This is a genomic window from Amycolatopsis anabasis (assembly GCF_009765355.1).
Taxonomy (GTDB): Bacteria; Actinomycetota; Actinomycetes; order Mycobacteriales; family Pseudonocardiaceae; genus Amycolatopsis; species Amycolatopsis anabasis.
Genome location: NZ_VTHK01000041.1, coordinates 18446 through 34903 on the forward strand (window position 1 = coordinate 18446; position 16458 = coordinate 34903).

11 protein-coding genes are annotated in these 16458 nt (G+C 70.1%); 3 read left to right on the forward strand and 8 right to left on the reverse strand.

Annotation, left to right across the window (positions count from 1 at the left end; translation table 11 throughout):
* Positions 1-9 precede the first annotated feature (9 nt).
* Positions 10-1140: a serine hydrolase domain-containing protein gene (locus FXO23_RS37000; protein WP_158891060.1), complete on the forward strand. Its 1131-nt coding sequence runs from the start codon at positions 10-12 to the stop codon at positions 1138-1140.
* Here the strand turns inward: FXO23_RS37000 and FXO23_RS37005 are convergent.
* The gene (locus FXO23_RS37005) at positions 1137-1931 is read right to left on the reverse strand and encodes an alpha/beta fold hydrolase (RefSeq protein ID WP_158891062.1); all 795 of its coding nucleotides are present in this window, start codon (positions 1929-1931) and stop codon (positions 1137-1139) included. The two genes, FXO23_RS37000 and FXO23_RS37005, sit on opposite strands and share 4 nt — an antisense overlap.
* Before the next feature lie 210 nt (positions 1932-2141).
* On the opposite strand from FXO23_RS37005, the gene FXO23_RS37010 reads away from it, so the two are divergent.
* Positions 2142-2858, forward strand: coding sequence for a S1 family peptidase (locus FXO23_RS37010; RefSeq protein WP_158891064.1), 717 nt, complete (start codon positions 2142-2144; stop codon positions 2856-2858).
* Between the two features lie 61 nt (positions 2859-2919).
* On the opposite strand, the gene FXO23_RS37015 is transcribed toward FXO23_RS37010, so the two are convergent.
* From FXO23_RS37015 to FXO23_RS37030, 4 genes are all read right to left on the reverse strand, one after another.
* Positions 2920-3657, reverse strand: coding sequence for a phosphatase PAP2 family protein (locus tag FXO23_RS37015; protein ID WP_158891066.1), 738 nt, complete (start codon positions 3655-3657; stop codon positions 2920-2922).
* Between the two features lie 308 nt (positions 3658-3965).
* Positions 3966-6446 (reverse strand): M14 family metallopeptidase, encoded by a 2481-nt coding sequence (locus FXO23_RS37020; protein WP_158891068.1) that lies wholly within the window; start codon positions 6444-6446, stop codon positions 3966-3968.
* A 96-nt stretch (positions 6447-6542) separates the two neighbouring features.
* Complete coding sequence (locus FXO23_RS37025) at positions 6543-9476, reverse strand: amidohydrolase family protein (RefSeq protein WP_158891070.1); 2934 nt, start codon at positions 9474-9476, stop codon at positions 6543-6545.
* 5 nt (positions 9477-9481) lie between these two features.
* The gene (locus FXO23_RS37030) at positions 9482-11059 is read right to left on the reverse strand and encodes an outer membrane protein assembly factor BamB family protein (protein ID WP_158891072.1); all 1578 of its coding nucleotides are present in this window, start codon (positions 11057-11059) and stop codon (positions 9482-9484) included.
* Positions 11060-11262: 203 nt separating this feature from the next.
* On the opposite strand from FXO23_RS37030, the gene FXO23_RS37035 reads away from it, so the two are divergent.
* On the forward strand, positions 11263-12741 hold the full coding sequence (locus tag FXO23_RS37035) for an HNH endonuclease (RefSeq protein WP_425484942.1): 1479 nt from the start codon (positions 11263-11265) through the stop codon (positions 12739-12741).
* Between the two features lie 27 nt (positions 12742-12768).
* Here FXO23_RS37035 and FXO23_RS37040 read toward each other — a convergent pair whose 3' ends face one another.
* Genes FXO23_RS37040 through FXO23_RS37050 form a run of 3 tightly spaced genes read right to left on the reverse strand, consistent with a single transcriptional unit; the run spans position 12769 to position 16408 of the window.
* Positions 12769-14283, reverse strand: coding sequence for a sugar ABC transporter ATP-binding protein (locus FXO23_RS37040; protein WP_158891075.1), 1515 nt, complete (start codon positions 14281-14283; stop codon positions 12769-12771).
* Positions 14283-15350 (reverse strand): sugar ABC transporter substrate-binding protein, encoded by a 1068-nt coding sequence (locus FXO23_RS37045; protein WP_158891077.1) that lies wholly within the window; start codon positions 15348-15350, stop codon positions 14283-14285. The genes FXO23_RS37040 and FXO23_RS37045 overlap by 1 nt, the downstream gene beginning before the upstream one ends.
* 14 nt (positions 15351-15364) lie before the next feature.
* Positions 15365-16408: an ABC transporter permease gene (locus FXO23_RS37050; RefSeq protein WP_158891079.1), complete on the reverse strand. Its 1044-nt coding sequence runs from the start codon at positions 16406-16408 to the stop codon at positions 15365-15367.
* Between the last annotated feature and the right edge of the window lie 50 nt (positions 16409-16458).

The following is a 16458-nucleotide window of genomic DNA, read 5'->3' on the forward strand; positions in this document are numbered from 1 at the left end:
GAGGGGAACATGCGTGCACTGAACCGGAGGACCGTGCTCGGCGGCGTCGCCGCGGGCACCGCGGCCGCGCTGCTGCCCGTCGCGCCGGCCGCCGCCGCGACGGATCCGAAGTCACTCGTCGACGAGACGCTGCGGAAAGCGCTCGCGAAAGGCATTCCCGGCCTGGCGGTCGGCGCGTTCGACGGCGGCCGCCAGTACGCGGCGGGCGCCGGAACGCTGAGCGGTGCGGGCTCGCCCGCACCGGACGGCCGGTCGGTCTTCCAGATCGGCTCGATCACCAAGACGTTCACCGCGCTGGCCCTGGCCGAAGCGCGGCGCTGCCACCACCTCCGGCTCGACGATCGGCTCGCCGACCGCCTCGACCCGCGGTTCCCGGTGCCCTCCCTGGGTTCCCGGCAGATCACGCTGCGGCACCTCGCCACGCACGCCTCCGGACTTCCGCCCATCCCGCCGAACCTGCTCACCACCCCCGGATTCGACCCGCTCGATCCCTACGCCCACTTCACCGAGCAGAACCTGATCGACGGGTTGCGCGAAACGAAACTGCGCTACGAACCCGGCAGCGACTACACCTACTCCAACCTGGCCTTCGGGCTGCTCGGCCGGGTGCTCGCCCAGCCGTTCGGCGGCGACTACGAGGAACTCGTCCGCACCCGGATCACCCGCCCCCTCGGGCTGACCGACACCACGTCCCGGCTCACCCCGGACCAGCGGGCCCGCAAGGCCACCGGCCACGCCGCCGACGGCACCGCGGTGCCCGACTGGCGGCTCCCCGAATTCGCCGGGGCGGGCGCGCTCTACGGCACCGTGGACGATCTGCTGCGTTACCTCCGCGCCATGCTGGGCGACGCCCCGACCTACCTGCGGCCGTCGATCCGCCTGGTCCAGCGGCCGCATTTCGAGCCACCGTCGCAGGCGCCGCAACGCATCGGGCTGGGCTGGCACCTGGCGCCCCTGCAGGCCACCGAGCACACGATGGTCTGGCACAACGGCGGAACCGGCGGCTTCAGCTCCTTCGCCGCGATCTCACCGCGCACCCGCACCGGGGTCGCCGTGCTCGCCGCCCAGTCCCGGCCGGACCGGGCGGTCGACGAGCTGGGCGGCACCTTGCTGGAAGCCCTGGACGCCGGTCACCGCTAGCGGCCCGCGAAGGCGAGCACCGCCTCGACGAACTGCTCGGGGTCGCCGTCGATCCCCAGATGATCCTGCCCGTGCAACGGGATGAGGTCGGCGTGCGGCAGCCGCGCGGCGATCGCCTCGGCCGCGGGCCGGAAGTACGCCGGGCCCTCGGTGCCGAGCAGCAGGCGGACCGGGATGGTGATCTTCTCGAGCCGGTCGGAGATGGCGAAGTTCTCCACCCCGTCGAGTTCCCGCACGATGGTCGGCGCGGCGGCGAGCCGGGCCGACCAGATCGGCGTCCCCTTCATCGCCTGGATGTCCATTGTGGACACGTGGATGACCTCGCGGAAGAACGTCTCCAGGATCGCCACCGGGTCGCCGGAGGCCGCGGCGGCCCGGACCCGTTCGATGGTTTCCGGCGGGACGATGGCCCGCCCGCCGACGGGCGCCGGTGGCTCGTAGAGGAACATCCGGTCGATCGCGTCGGTGACCAGGGCGGCTTCCAGCGAGCACAGCGCGCCGTAGGAATGCCCGACGACGTAGACGTCCGGCCCGGCCGATTCCGCGACCGCGGCGATGTCCTCGCCCTCCCGGCGCAGGTCGTACGGGCCGCGCTCGGCGATGCTGAGCCCGCGGCCGCGCCGGTCGACCACGTGCACGGTGAACCGCTCCGCGAGCGCGGCCACGACCGGCGTCCAGCGGCTGCGGTCCGCGGCGCTGCCGTGCACCAGCACCATCGGCGGCCCCTGGCCGAGAACCTCGAAGCTGATCACCGTGCCGTCGCGGGATTCGACCGAGCTGAGTGGAGCCATACCGCATGCTAGCCGGGACGCGCCGCGGGTGTGCGGGCATAACGCGAAACCGGTCGCGGGCATAGCTCTCGCGAATGCGATAAGCCGCCGATCGGTTGTACAGAACGGATTTCCGACTTTCGAAGGTAGCCCATTCCGCTCGACCGGGTGACGCTGAGCCTGTCTTGATTCAACCCTGCAGCGGCGTAAAGCCGCGGAATCGAGTGATCCATGAAACTGGCTCGTCTCGGCCTGGCTCTGGCGGGAATGACCCTCGCCTTGGTCGGAGCCACCCCACTGGCCTCAGCCTCCGAACCCACCGGTGGCGCCACACCGATGATCATCGGTGGCCAGAACGCCACCAGCGGACCGTGGGCCGCCCGGATGTTCGTCGGCGGCCGCCAGACCTGTTCGGCCACGATCATCGCGCCCACCTGGATCCTGACCGCCCGGCACTGCGCCGACGCGGGCACGGGTTACTCGTTCCGGGTCGGCAGCCTGGACCAGACCACCGGCGGCACGATGGTCAACGGCACCCAGGCCACCCGGCATCCCAGCGCGGACATCGCGCTGATCAAGCTGGCCAACAGCGTCCAGGCGACCTACTCGCCGCTGGGCACCACGGCGGACGTGCGGACCGGGCAGACCGTGCAGGTCTACGGCTGGGGAGCCACCAGCCGGTGCGGTTCGGAGATCAACTGCCAGTCCCGGTACCTCAAGGTCGCCAACGTGTCGGTGACCTCGGTCAACTCGCGTGACGCTTACAGCGGCATCGCCGTGCAGGCCCGGCGGGGCGACGGCATCACCGCCGGCGGCGACTCGGGCGGCCCGATGTTCGCCAGCGGCCGCCAGGTGGGCGTCGCGTCCACGAGCGACCGGCAGACCGTCACCAACTACACCAACATCACCCGGTACCGCGACTGGATCCAGCAGGTCGCCGGAGTCTGATGGCACGAGCCGCGGCGGCCGCTTCGGGATCGTTCCCGGGCGGCCGCCTCGGTGTGTCCGGCTACGAGTGCACCCGGTGGCGTGCGGGTCTTCGGAGTGGTTCCACGGTCCGGACGGGCGCGACGAGGAGGCGTCTTCGGCGGCAGATGAGCACCGCCGCGCAGTAGACGGCCCCGGACAGCGCGGCGGCGCCGAGCGCGTCGCTGGGCCGGTGCCAGCCGGCGATGACCACGGCGAACCCGGCCACCAGCGCCCAGGCGCCCCCGAGCAGGGAGAGCCCGGGGCGGGCCCGGCGCGGCGCGACCAGCAGCAGGGCCAGTCCGGTGGAGGTCGCGGCCGTGGCGTGCCCGCTGGGAAAACTGTTGTGCGTCAAGGAAGTATCCGGACCGAGTTCGGGGCGGGTCAGGACGAACAGTTTCAACAGGCGGGACGCGCCGATCGCACACGGAATGATCGCGGCCGCGGCGAGGCCCACCGCGAGCCGCTTCCGCGCGATTCCGATCAGCAGAATCACGGCCACCGAGCCGAGCAGGATCGCGATCTGGCCGATCAGTTCCAGCAATCGGTCCGAACCTTCCTGGAGGGCCGGGGAGGTGTTCGTGGTGAGGGCGGCGAACAGTTCGCGATCCCAGCGCTGACCGGTGGCGGTGAGCACGAAACCGAAATAACCGGCGAGGAAGGCGGCGAGGCAACCGGCCAGGCCCAGTGCGGGGCCGCGCAGCGAAGGGGCGGCCCGGCGGCGGTGCCGGGGTGGCGCCGTTGTGCGAATCGGCGTGGCGGAATCAGCGCACAACGGCATGGCGACCTCTCCCCGATGATAGGTCGAATAAAAACACGATTCATCCGGCGGCAATTGTTTCTTGACCGCTGGGGCGCGAAGCGGATAATTGGATATCCGCATCCTCGCTACTGCGAAGTAGGTTACTGGCGCCGGATGCGGTTAGCAAGAGATTAACCGACCAGATGTCCTTTCCGGATCGGTTGCCGGAGAAATTGTCATTCGGCTGCGGGTTCTCGATATTCGGGTACGGCCGGATGTGCTTGGTTCCGCCGCGAGACACGCCGAAGGCCCCGCGACACGCGCACGGGGCCTCCGGTTCGCCGTGGTCAGCGCTGACGTTGCTTGTTCGCCCGCGCCGAGTTGGTGCACACCTCACCGACGTCCACGGTCTGGCCGCGGTCGGCGTAGACGTCGGTCAGGCCGACCAGCCGGCCCGCCCGGTCGGTGCAGGTCAGGGTGTAGGCCTCCTTCGGACCGTACGTGGTGGGGAGCGGCGAGGCGAACTCGACCCTCCCCGCGGTCCAGTCGTCCGGACGCGCCGGATCGACCTGGTCGTAGTTGACGATCACCGCCGTGTAGTCACCGGCCGGCGGGTCGAACAGCACGGCCCGCTCGGAGTTCGTGCCGCCGTTCGCCGACTGGCTCACCAGCTTGCCCGCCGAATCGAAGACGTACAGGTCCCAGTCGGTCTCCTGGGACTTCCAGGAGATGGATACGGACAGTTTCCCGTTGTCCACTTCCGGCAACCCCTTGACGGTGAAGGGGATGCGCTCGGCCGTGGGGTTGCCCGGGAAACCGGTGTTCTCCGCGGGCACCCCGGCCGGATTGGCCAGTTCGATGCCCTGCTGGGCCGGCCCCTGCGGGTCGCGCCCGTAGCGTCCGGCCACATAGGGCCTGGTGGAGGGGTTGATCGACCACGCGAACCGGCCGCCGGTGGCCCGCAGGCTCGAGTTGAGCGTGTCCTTCACGTAGAGCGGCGGCCGCGTCGAGCCGTCCGGCTGGATCACCGGCGAGGTCGGCGTCTGGAACGTTTTGTGCAGCTGCAGCTGGTGACCCCGCGGGGCCGAACCGATCAGCGTCGAATGCGCTGCCGGATCGGCGGTGTTGGCCAGCATGTCCAGGAACGCCTGGCGGTTGCCGCCCTTGCCCGCGCCGGCGGCCGGGGGCAACCCGGCGTACTCGGCGACCACGCCGTTGGCGTACCGCGGGTGGAACTCGCTCGGCCCCACCTCGAAGGTGAACCCGTAACCGCCGGTCGCCCAGTACGACCAGTCCTCGGTGGTTCCCGTGGTGTCGTACAGGCCCCAGGACGGTTCGCTGACGTACCCGTTGCGGGTGGCCATCTGGTCGCCGAGCGCCTTGTACGCGGGCTCGTCCAGCGGCGGCCGGGTGTCGGCCACCCCCGGCGCGCGCAGCACCAGGTTCGAGTAGGTGTGCAGGGTGATCAGGTTGGTCACCTGGCGGTTGGACACCAGGTCGCGGATGTTGCGGGTCTCCGGCTCGGAGAACGGCGCCGAGCCGCGGAAGGTGTCGTTGCTCCACGTGGTCGACGCGCCCGGGCCGCCCCAGAAGCCCGCGTAGTTGCGGTTGAGGTCGATGCCGCGCTGGCGACCGGCGGGGTTGCCCGCGCAGGTCCCGGTGCGGAACTCCGGCGGTGAATCGTCCGCCCGGCAGTTCTTGCGCTTCATCTCGTAGTCGAAGCGGGAGAAGTCGCCCTTGGGCTCGGCTTCGCGGGAGATGGAGAAGCCGTCCGGGTTGACGATCGGCACGACGATGTTGCGCGTCTTGCCGACCAGGGAGCGGATGGCCGGATCCTGCTTGGTGCCGTTGACGAGTTCGTAAACCCATTCCAGGGCGTGCTCACCGGCGGGCCACTCCCGGGCGTGGTGCACGCCCATGCTCAGGAACACCGGTTTGCCGTCCGCGGTGTTCGCGACGCCGGTGGCGACCTCTGCGCCGACCACGTCCCGGCCCTCGATCGTGGGATTGGGCAGCGTGAAGGCCCTGACCAGCGCGGGATTCTTCCTCGCCAGTTCCTTCAGTTCGAAGTCGTACTCGTAGAGGTGGCGGTAGCTGGTGCGGCCGGACGGCAGCGCCGATGCCGCGGTTTTCGCGGCGTAGTCGGCGTCCGCGACGGCGTTCTCCTTGGACTTCCGGGAAAGGTCGGGGTCGATCGTGCGGAACCGCAGCCCGGTTTCGGTCAGGCGGGCGCGGTCGTCGTCATCGGCGAGGATGACCTCGACCCCGGAAGCGTCGCCTTTTTCGGTGACGTCCAGCTCGGTGGCGAGCAGGCGGCGCTGGTCCTCCCGCCGCGGGGTCTCCACCCGCACCAGTTCGGGGCGCGCGCCCGCCGCCGGTCCCTGCGGGGTCAGCGCGAGGAAGTCCACGCCGAGCGTCACCGTCCGGGCCGGGCCGGTGTACCGGCAGCCCTGCACGACGAGTTGTTGCCCCTTCCGCACGAAACTCTCGGCCAGTTCGTGGCTGCGCAACGCGGACGATCCGGCGACGATCTTGCCGGTCGCCTTGTCGAACACGGCCAGATCCCAGTCGCCCTCGGCGCCGTCGCGCGGGGTCAGCCGGGCCTGGACGAGACCGTCCACCCCGGCGGTGACCTCGCGGACGTCGGCGCCGGGCGCGCCCTTGGCCAGCGGGGAAGCGAAGCAGGCGCGGGGAACCGCGCGGTCGGCCCGCAGCACGTTCTCCGCCGCGGTCGCGGTGGGTGTGGTGAGCGCGAACAGGACGACGCCGCTGGCACCGAGCGCGATCGCCGCCCGCACCGTCGTCGCCGATCTCAGTCTTGACAACATGTCCTTACCCCTCAGTGTTTCCGTCTTGGCCGGGTGGGCCGCGGTCGGATCACACTACGTCGGGAAACGCCGAGGGGATGCGGCCATAAGTAGGCATTACCGGCTGTGAGACGGGAAGGGTGCGAGGAGTTCGTCGATCCGGTGCGGTCGGCCATTTTCCATCACCAGGCGCACGTCACCCAGCGCGGCGAGATCCTTCGTCGGGTCGCCACCGGTGACCACCAGGTCCGCGAGCTTGCCTGCCTCCACGCTGCCCAGCTCGTGGTCGACGCCGAGCTGGCGGGCCGCGGCCAGGGTCGCGCTGTGCAGCGCGGCGAAGGGCGCGACACCGTGCTTCCCCATGGCGCGCAGGTTCATGTGCATGCTGACCGCGGGATTGTCCAAAGGGGAATCCGTACCGGCGACGACCGTGCCACCGGCGGCCAGGATGCGCTTGATCACCCCGACCTCGCGGCGGGCCATCTCGGCGTTCCCGAAGAGGAAGCCGCACGGCCCCTTGCCTTGCGCGCACAGGAGTTCGGCGTGCAGGACGTCGCGCTCCTGGACGGGGTAGAGCGCGCGGACCCGGGGATCGTCGACGATTCCCGGATCGTCCGCGAGCAGGGCGCTCGAGCTGAACAGCGTGGTGCTGAGCGGCATGCCGCCCCGCGCGTGCAACCGGATCACGTCCTCGTAGACATTTCCGCGCGAGGAATTGCGGGAGAACCCGAACCCCCACTTCGTGGGACCGGCGAGGTGCTCTTTCATGTCCACGCCGTGCGCGATTCCGGGGTAGAGGTAGTGCGAGGTCGTCGGAATGCCCAGGGCGTGCGCCTGCCGGGTGACCCCGGCCTGCCAGTCGATCCGGAAGCGTTCGTAGGTCTTGACCAGGTCGTAGCCGAGTTCGCGGGCCCGTGACAGTTCCAGCGCCAGCTGGTGCTCGTCGAACACCGGCCGGGAGAACTCCCAGGACACCCGGTTTCCCTCGAGCATTTCACCGGTCATGAAGAAGCGCGGCCCCACGCGCAGCCCCGCTTCCAGCGCTTCGCGGTCCTCCAGTGCGCGGTAGACCGGATCGCCGGTGGACCGGGTCGTGGTGATGCCGAAGGAGAGCAGCAGGCGGCCCTGCCGGTCGCCGTAGGATTTCGACCGCATCTCCTGGTGGTTGTGCATGTCGATGAGGCCGGGAACCACGGTCAGTTTCGAGGCGTCGATGAATCGGCGGCCGTCCGGGGGCCGATCGGGGCGGTGCGGTTCGATGCGCTCGATCCGGTTGCCGGTGACGAGAATGTCCACATCGGACCGCGGCTCGGGATGGCGGCCGTCCCAGAGGCGCCCGGCGTGGATCAAGATCCGCTCCGCGGGCCGGTCCGGGGTGAAGTTCAGGTCGACGGGCACCTCGCGCGACCAGGAGCCGTCCACGGCGACCATTCTGAGCCGCCCGTTGTTCAGGTACAGCAAGGATTTCGAGTCGCCGCTCCAGGTCGGCGCGTCGCTCGCGTGCGCGGTGACGCGCCGACCCGGGCCGGTCGGCGTACCTTGCGCGTCGACCGGCAGCACCCAGAGCGTGCTCTCCAGCGAGAAGGCCAGCCATTTCCCGTCGGGCGACCAGACCGGACCGTCGTCGCCGCGGGTCGAGACCGAGCGCTGCGGCGCGGGCTCGACGATCCGGCTGGTGCCCGAGGCGACGTCGGTCAGCTGGATCCGGTTGTGCCCGGCGGCGAGCACCGCGAGCGCCAGCGTCTTCCCGTCCGCGGACCAGCTCGGCCTGCCCGGTGCGTTGAGCGGTGGGAGGACGCGGGTCACCGCGCCGGTCGCCAGGTCGACGGTCTTGGTCTGCGCGGACTCGTCCTGGAAGGCCAGGACCCGATCGCCCGGGGCGAAGGCCGGGGCGACCTCGGTGCCGGGCAGCGAGGTCACCCGGCGCTCGGTGTTCGACGCCAGATCGAGGACGTACAGATCCTCGGTGCCCGCCTTGTCGGAGGCGTAGGCGATCGAGCGGCCGTCGCGGGAGAACACCGGATCGACCTCGTAGAACCCGTCGCGGGTGATCCGGCGCGGGGGCCCGCCGATCGGCATCAACCACAGGTCGTTGAGCGCCTTGAACACCACCGACCGGCCGTCCGGGGAGAGCGCGGGACCCGCGATTCCGCGCACCGGTTTCGGTGCGGTCGAATCGAAGTCGTATTCCTTGCGCGGGTACTGGTCGCGGGACAGCTTGAACGTCGCGGTGAACGGGACGGTCCGGGTGGCCCCGGCGAGGGTGGAGACCGCGATGTGCCCGTCGGCCCCGTGGAGCAACTCGTCGGGGGAGAGCCATTCCGGTGGGAAGCTGGACACGTCGCCGGAGGCGCCGATCGGGCCGGGCCGGTCGGACACCATGAGCCGCTGGGCTCCCTCGCGGGTGCGCAGGAAGGCGATCCGGTTGCCGTCCGGCGACCAGGAGGGCGCCGAGACGGAGCCGGGCGCCGCGGGGACCACCGTGCGGACCGCGCCGCTCGCCAGCTCGACGGCCTCGATCGTGTTGTCCCGGACGTAGGCGATGGCACGGCCGTCCGGCGACCACGTCGGCTGCGTTTCCGGGGCGGGCGCGGTGGTGACGCGGCGCAGGGCGCCGGTGCGGATATCGACCGTCCAGATGTCGTGGGAGCCCTCGCGGGCCGAGGCGAAGGCGACCTGAGTGCCGTCGGGGGAGAAGGCGGGTTGGAGGTCGTCGTGGTAGCCGCGGGTCAGCTGCCGCGTCTCGCCGTCGGTCGTGATGGTCCAGATGTGGAACGTGCCGTCGGCGAAGCCCTGCACCGCGATGCTGCGGCCGTCGGGTGCGAGGTCGGGCCAGAACGGGTCGAGGAAGCCTTGGCGAATGGGTTTCGCCTGTCCGCCGGATCGGGGCAGGGTGAAGAGCTGGCCCTGGACGTCCAGGACCATCGTGCCGCTCTCCGGCGCGGCGGTCACCGCGAGGTTCGTGCCCTCGTCGACGGTGATTTCCTTGGCGTGGCCCGGAACGGGAGCGAGCCCGAGGACCAGTGTCAGGACGGCGAGGTGATGGAACATGGCGATCACATCCCGAAGGCGAGCAGCACGTTGCCGTGCTCGCTCGGATAGGTCGGCCAGTACCCGGCCTGGACGTAGAGCATGCCGTGGGCGACCACGGCGCCGCCGTTGCCGGAGATCGAGCTGCCGTGCCCGGTGAGCCCGTTGACCCCGGGGAAGTCCCGAACGGTGTCGAACTGCCAGAGCACTTCGCCGGTGCGCGAGGAGTAGATCCGCATCTTGCCGTCGTTGCTGCCCTCGTACAGCAGGCCGGGGCTGGTGGTGACCGCCGGGGTGTGCGCGAGGACGCAGATTTCGGGATGCGCGGCGGCGCCGCCCCACTGGCATCCGTCGGCGGGATTCGGAGTCTGCCAGCGGATGTCGCCGGTGGCGGGGTCGAGCGCGAACACCGTACCGGGCTTGGCGAAGTAGGTGGCCACGTACAGCCGTTCGCCGTCGAAGCTGCTGCCCCACTGGATGCCGGAGAGGCCGCCACCGGGCATCGGTTCGGACAACTGGCGGCGCCAGGCGACCTCGCCGGTGCGCGCGTCGAACACGTGGTAGACGCCGCTCTTCTGCCCGACGCCGACCAGCGTGCGCCCGCCCGCGCGGAAGATCGTCGGGGTCGCGCCGATGTCGTAGTCCAGGGCGTGGCCGTCCTTGAGGCCCGGGCAGTAGCCCTCGGCGTCCGGGAACCCGCACAGCACGCGCCAGGTGTCGGACTTGGTCACCTGCTGCTTCCAGCGCACCGCGCCGGTGCGGGTGTCCAGCGCGAGCAGCGAGTCGAAGTCGCCGGCGCTGCCGCTGTAGTTCTGCCCGGTGCCGATGTAGAGGGTGCCGGTCCGCTCGTCGATGACCGGGGAACTCCACACGCCCGCGCCGGACGGTTCGTACTTCGTCGCCCCGCTCGGCCAGGTGCCGTTCGCCTGCGGTTCCGGCACGGTGAAGTAGCGCCACACCAGTTCGCCGGTCTCCGCGTCGATCGAGTCGACGTGCCCGCGGAAGGTGCAGCAGGGATACTTGCGATCGGTGCTGAGCATTTCCCCGCTGGACGCGCCGAGGTAGATCCGGCCGTCGTGGAAGATCGGTGAGCTGGTGTGCATCCCGGCCCGGTGCGGTTCGGTGTTCTTCGCCCACACGAGCTTCCCGGTCCGCTGCTCGACGGCGTACAGGTAGCCGCGCATGTCCCCGAAGAACACCTTCCCGCGGGCCACGGCCGGGCCGTCGGTCACCACACCCGGCCCCCGCCCGGGATCGACCGACCCGAGGTCGAAAGTCCATTTCGTGGCCCCGGTCTTGGCGTCCGCCGCGTAGAACTTCCCGTCCGGCCCACCGAAGAAGATGTCGCCGTCGGCGACCGCGGGCTGGCTCTTCAGCGGAAACCCGGTCTTCGGAAAGGCGAATGCCCACTTGAGTTTCAGATTCCCCGCGGTGCGCGGGTTGATCACGTGTTCGGCCGCGTTGAAGCGGGAACCGGATTTGTCCGCCTGCCAGGTCGGCCAGTCCCCGAGTTGCCTGCCCTGCGCGCTCGCCGCCCCGGCGGCGAGGAGAACGGCGATGCTGACGGTTGCCACAAGACGACGTTTCCCTTGCCGGGAAGGCATTCCGGCTCCCTTCGGTGGGCACTGCGGCAGAAGTTACCGGCCCTCCTTCGGGCTGGGGACAAGTGAAACCGTATTATGCCGAGTTATCGGAGGCATCGTGCCGGGGTATTTCATGAGGTTTATTCGATTTCTTGTTTGGATTCTATCTCCACTGTTGATCTTGATTTCCTGGTATTCTGGGTTTATCTCGAAGGGGGCTTGAAGTGTTCAATCCGAAAGATCTTTCTGATTCCGAGTTGTTGTCGCGTTTGGCGGAGTTGCGGGCGTTGCGGTGTCAGGCGGATGCGGCGAAGCTCCAGCTCTTGGACGAATTCCGCGAGCGAAGACCGTCGCGGCGGTCGGCGGTGCAAGAGGCCGCGAGTTCGCTGCGGTTGTCCCGTGATGTGGCGGAGACGCAGCTGGCTGTGGCGTGCGGGATGCCCGCACGGTTGCCGGGTTTGCTGGCGGCGATGCGGGCTGGTGAGCTGGACTGGGAACGCGCCCGCTTCGCCTATAATGTGCTGTCCGGCCTGAGTGAGGAAAAATCGCTGGAAGCCGATCGGAAGCTGGCCGGTCGGATCGGCGAGAAAACGATCGCGAATTGGCGGCGCGCGGTCACCCGGGTATTGAACGGTGTGGACCCTGATGGTGCACTGGAACGTGCTCGCGAGAAACGCAAGGGCCGGAAGGTGGAGTTGATCCACCAGATCGATTCGATGGCCTCGCTGTGGGTATACCTGCCCGCCGAAGTCGCGGGCGCGGCCTATGCGCGGGTGGATGCGTTGGCGCACAAGCTCAAGACCAAGGGCGAGGAACGCACCCTGGACCAACTGCGTGCCGATGTGCTCGCCGAGTTGCTGCTCGGCCAGCACGGCGGACTGGCTGGGGTGAACGCCCAGGTGTTCGTGCACATCCCGATCGACACGGCGTTGGGTTTGCGCGAGGATGGCTGCGAACTGGTCGGCCACGGCCCGATCCCCGGCGAGATCGGCCGCGAGATCCTCAACCGGCCGGACAGCGTGTGGCGCAAGGTGCTCACCGACCCGATCACCGGCACGGTGAAGGACGTCGGCCGGACCCGGTACAAGCCACCGGCGGATCTGGACGAGCTGGTCCGGGTACGCGACCGCACCTGCCGCGCTCCCGGCTGCAACCGCCCCGCCCAACGCTGCGACAACGACCACTGCCAACCCTGGGCCGACCACGGCGACACCTGCGACTGCAACCTCTGCGCCCTGTGCCGCTTCCACCACGTGCTCAAGGACGAACCGGGCTGGCGTTTCTCCTTCGACCCCGACACCGCCGAGCTGGCCGTCACCACTCCGACCGGCCGTCAATATTCGACCCTCCCGGAGCCGCTGCGTGACCCCGAACCCACACCGGCTCGGCGGACCGATGACCACCCGGATCAGCCACCACCGTTCTGCCCGAGTCTCCCTCGTGTTCTGGTGGCTGACGGCGGCCGCTTGGTGGCCTCCTCCCGGGGCACGCCGCCCGCTCGACCCGGGCTACCAAAAATAGCGAGGGACCTTTACTACGGTTCAACGGTAGTAAAGGTCCCTCGCTCCCGTTCAGCTGGAGCGAAGGTCCCCCGCTATTTTTGCGCTGCGGAGGCATCCGAGGCGCCGGGTATGCGGCGACCCGCATACCCGAACGTGCAACTCACAGCCCTGAACGTGCAACTCGCGGGCCCCAACGTGTAACTCGCGTGCCTGAATGTGCGACTCGCGTTACCGGAGTGGGGGGCTCGCGGAGGGGAGGGTGCCGGTGTTCATGGTGTGCAGGAGGGTGTGCTGGGTCAGGTCGTCACCGCGCAGGGTGGCACTCAGGCGACCCTGGTGGAAGACCAGGACCCGGTCGCAGACCTGGGCGAGTTCGTCGAGGTCGGTGGAGCAGAGCAGCATGATCGCGGGGCCGTCGGTCATGGTGCGGAGCAGGGTGTGGATCTCGTGCCGCCCGCCGACGCCGACGCCGCGGGTCGGGTCGTCCAGGAGCAGGACCTCGGGGTTGGCTTCGAGCCACTTCGCCAGCACGGTTTTCTGCTGGTTGCCGCCGGACAGCAGGCCGCAGGGTATGTCCACATGGGACGTTCGGATCCCCAGCCGGGTGACCTGGCGGGCGGCGCGCGCACGCAGTTCCCCGGCGCGCAGCAGGGCGCCGTCGCGGGCCAGGGCGACCGAGCGGACCTGGGCTACGTTCTCCCACAACGGTTTGTCGAGCATCAGGCCGTACCGGTGCCGGTCACCGGAAACCAGCGCCACGCCCGCGTCGATCGCGGCCCGCAGCCGCCGCGGCGCCGGGCGGTCGCCGGGGAGCCGCACGCGCCCCCGCACCGGCCGCCGGAGTCCCGCGACGACCTCGAGCACGGTCCGGTGGCCGGAACCCGCCAGCCCGGCCAGGCCGACCACCTCGCCCGCCCCGGCCGTGAAGCTCACCTCGGACAACCGCCCCGGCACGGTGACCCGGTCGAAGGCGAGCGTCCGGCCGTCCCGCGGCGAAGCGGCGACCCGCGGCACCGCCTGCTGGGCGTGCCCGAGCATCGCGGTCACCACGGCGCCGATGTCGAGGTCCCCGCGCGGCACCCCGGACAGCACGGTCCGGCCCTCCCGGAGCACGGTGATCTCGTCGCACAGCGCCATCACCTCCTCCAGCAGATGCGACACGAAGACCACCGCGACCTCCCGCCGCCGCAACGCCCGCAGGATGCCCAGCAGCCGCTCGGTGCTCGCCGCTTCCAACGCGGAGGTCGGCTCGTCGAGGATCAGCACCCGGGGCTCGGTGACCAGCGCCTTGGCGATCTCCACCAGCTGCCGCTGCGCCAGGGACAACCGGCCCACCGGCCGCCGCAGGTCGACGTCGAGCCCGAGCTGCGCCAGCACCGGGCGGGCCCGCGCGACCATGGCGGACCGGTCGCGGAACGGGCCCCGCGTCGGTTCCCGCATCGGGAACAGATTGGTCAGCACATCCAAATCGGGGAACAGGTTCAACTCCTGCGACACCACGGCCACCCCGTGCGCCGCCGCGTCGGCCGTGGAGGTGAACGCCAGCTCCCGTCCGTCCAGCACCAGCGAACCGTGCTCCGGCCGCACCGCACCCGTGATGATCTTGATCAGCGTCGACTTGCCGGCCCCGTTCTCGCCGAGCAGCGCGTGCACCGAACCGCCGTGCACCCGGATCCCCGCGTCGCTCAGCGCCCGGACGCCGCCGTAGGTCTTGGTGACGCCCCGGACCTCGAGCACGCTCATCAGTTCGCCTCGGCCAGCGGCCGCAGATGCGCCTTCGGATCGGCCACCTGCTTGGCGGCCTCGGCGGCGAACCACGCCTTCCGCGACGCCTCATCCACCTGGCGCGCCATGATCTGGTCGATGTTGCCGGAGTTCACGATCAGCGATCCGGTGTTCCACCAGCCCTGCTCCAGCGGTTTGCCCGAGCGCGCGCGGTCGGCGAGCAGGCGCAGCGCGACATAACCCTTGAGCCAGTGCTCCGGCGACGCGAGCGCGGCCACGTAACCCTCCTTGACCCCGAGCAGCGCCTGCGGATCCGGGTCGCACGAGCCCACCAGGAACTTGCGCTCGGTGTTCTTCTGGATCAGCGCCAGCGACACCGCGTCCGAGGCGCCCGCGCCGATGTAGGCCACCGCGTTCGGATGCGCCTTGACGATGTCGTTCCACTTGGTGAAGTTGGTGGACGGTTCGGAACCGGCGTCGAACGGCCCGCTGATCGTCAGGCCCGGCCGTTCCCGCTGCAGCACCTCCTGCACCCCGGCGAGGCGCTGTTCGAGCAGGGTGAGCCCCGGGATGTCGTTGCCCAGCACGACTTCGCCGGTGGCCCCGGCGGGAATGTTCTTGAGCAACTCGGTGGCCAGCTGCCGCCCGAGATCGGTGTTGCTGTTGCCCACGTAGAGCCCGACACCGCTCCCGGCGGGCGGCACGGTGTCCACGGCGACGACCGGGACCCCCGCGTCGGCGGCCTGTTTCAGCGGGCGGACGAACAGGTCCGGGGTCAGCGTCTGCAGGGCGACCCCGTCGGCCGAGGTCCGGATCGCCGACTGGAACTGGGAAACCTGCATCGGCCCGTTGATCCCGGACGGCGCGTTGTCGGCGAGGTTGACCTGCCCCGCGTCGGCGGCCGCCGCCTTGGCGCCGAACGCCATTTCCTGGAACGGGTTCTGCGAGGTGGTCGCATAGCTGAACGCGAGGTTCAGCGGACCGTTCTTCGGCCCGCCACCTCCGGTCGACGGCGACGCGCAGGCGACGAGCGCCACCGCGCAGCAGCAGGCGAGCGCCAGCCGCGCGCTCCTGGAGAAGACCATGATCCCTTCCTTCCTCAGATACCGAACTCGGACCTGCGCGCGCGGCGCCGGCTGCGCAGCAGGCTGTCCACCGCGACGGCGAGCAGCACGACGGTTCCGCTGGCGAACGAACTCCAGTTCGCCGGGATGCTGAAGTAGACGAGCCCGCTGGACACCACGCTGAGCAGCACCGCGCCGAACACCGCGCCGACCACCGTCGCGCTGCCGCCGCGCAGGGGCGTCCCGCCGATCACCGCGGCCGCGATGGCCTGCAGTTCCAGGCCGGTGCCCACATTCGGGTCACCGGAGGTGAAGAACGCCAGCCCCAGCACACCGGCCAGCCCGGCGAGCCCGCCGACCAGGACGAGCACCGCCAGCCGGGTGCGGGGCGTGGAGATCCCGGAGAACGTGGCCGCCTCCGGATTGGAGCCGATCGACCGGACCCGGTAGCCGAACGGCGTCAGCCGGAGCACGACCGTGAGCGCCACGGTGACCACGATCAGCGTCCACACCCCGAACGGCAGGCCGAGCACGGTGCCCCCGACCACGGTGAAGAACGGCGCGTCCAGCGGCAGCCCGGTGACCTGCTGACCGTTGCTCAGCGCGAGCGCGAGGCCCCGGAAGACCTGCATGGTGGCGAGCGTGGCGACGATCGCCGGGATCGCGACCAACTGCACGATCAGCGCGTTCACCAGCCCCAGCACCGCCCCGAGCACGATCCCCGCGGCCGCCGCGAGCCACGGGTTCACCCCGGACCGCATCAGCAGGCCGGACGCGATCAGCGACAGCGCGAAGTTCGCGCTCACCGACAGATCGATTTCCCGCATGGACAGCAGGAACGACATCCCGGCGGCGAGCAGGGCGACGTAGACCGAACTCTGCAGCACATCCCGCAACTGGCCGGGGTTGAAGAAGCCGGGTTGCAGGATCCCGGTCAGCAGCACCAGCACGACCAACGCTGCGAACACGCTGCTGGAATCGGCCTGCAGCACGCGTCGCAGCAGGCCGTTCGCGGGGGCGGTCTCCGGGCGCGTGTCCGGGGTCGTCGCCGTCTCCGCACGCGTCAGCCGGTCGGTCATCGCGCCTCCTCGCTCGCTCGTCTGGCGGGTGTGGGGAACAGCGTGCGGCC

Bases quoted from the DNA above. Each gene is read 5' to 3' on its own strand.
- FXO23_RS37025 (WP_158891070.1), bottom strand. From the start codon at position 9,476: ATGTTCCATCACCTCGCCGTCCTGACACTGGTCCTCGGGCTCGCTCCC.
- FXO23_RS37000 (WP_158891060.1), top strand. From the start codon at position 10: ATGCGTGCACTGAACCGGAGGACCGTGCTCGGCGGCGTCGCCGCGGGC.
- FXO23_RS37015 (WP_158891066.1), bottom strand. From the start codon at position 3,657: ATGCCGTTGTGCGCTGATTCCGCCACGCCGATTCGCACAACGGCGCCA.
- FXO23_RS37045 (WP_158891077.1), bottom strand. From the start codon at position 15,350: ATGGTCTTCTCCAGGAGCGCGCGGCTGGCGCTCGCCTGCTGCTGCGCG.
- FXO23_RS37030 (WP_158891072.1), bottom strand. From the start codon at position 11,059: ATGCCTTCCCGGCAAGGGAAACGTCGTCTTGTGGCAACCGTCAGCATC.
- FXO23_RS37020 (WP_158891068.1), bottom strand. From the start codon at position 6,446: ATGTTGTCAAGACTGAGATCGGCGACGACGGTGCGGGCGGCGATCGCG.
- FXO23_RS37040 (WP_158891075.1), bottom strand. From the start codon at position 14,283: ATGAGCGTGCTCGAGGTCCGGGGCGTCACCAAGACCTACGGCGGCGTC.
- FXO23_RS37050 (WP_158891079.1), bottom strand. From the start codon at position 16,408: ATGACCGACCGGCTGACGCGTGCGGAGACGGCGACGACCCCGGACACG.
- FXO23_RS37010 (WP_158891064.1), top strand. From the start codon at position 2,142: ATGAAACTGGCTCGTCTCGGCCTGGCTCTGGCGGGAATGACCCTCGCC.
- FXO23_RS37005 (WP_158891062.1), bottom strand. From the start codon at position 1,931: ATGGCTCCACTCAGCTCGGTCGAATCCCGCGACGGCACGGTGATCAGC.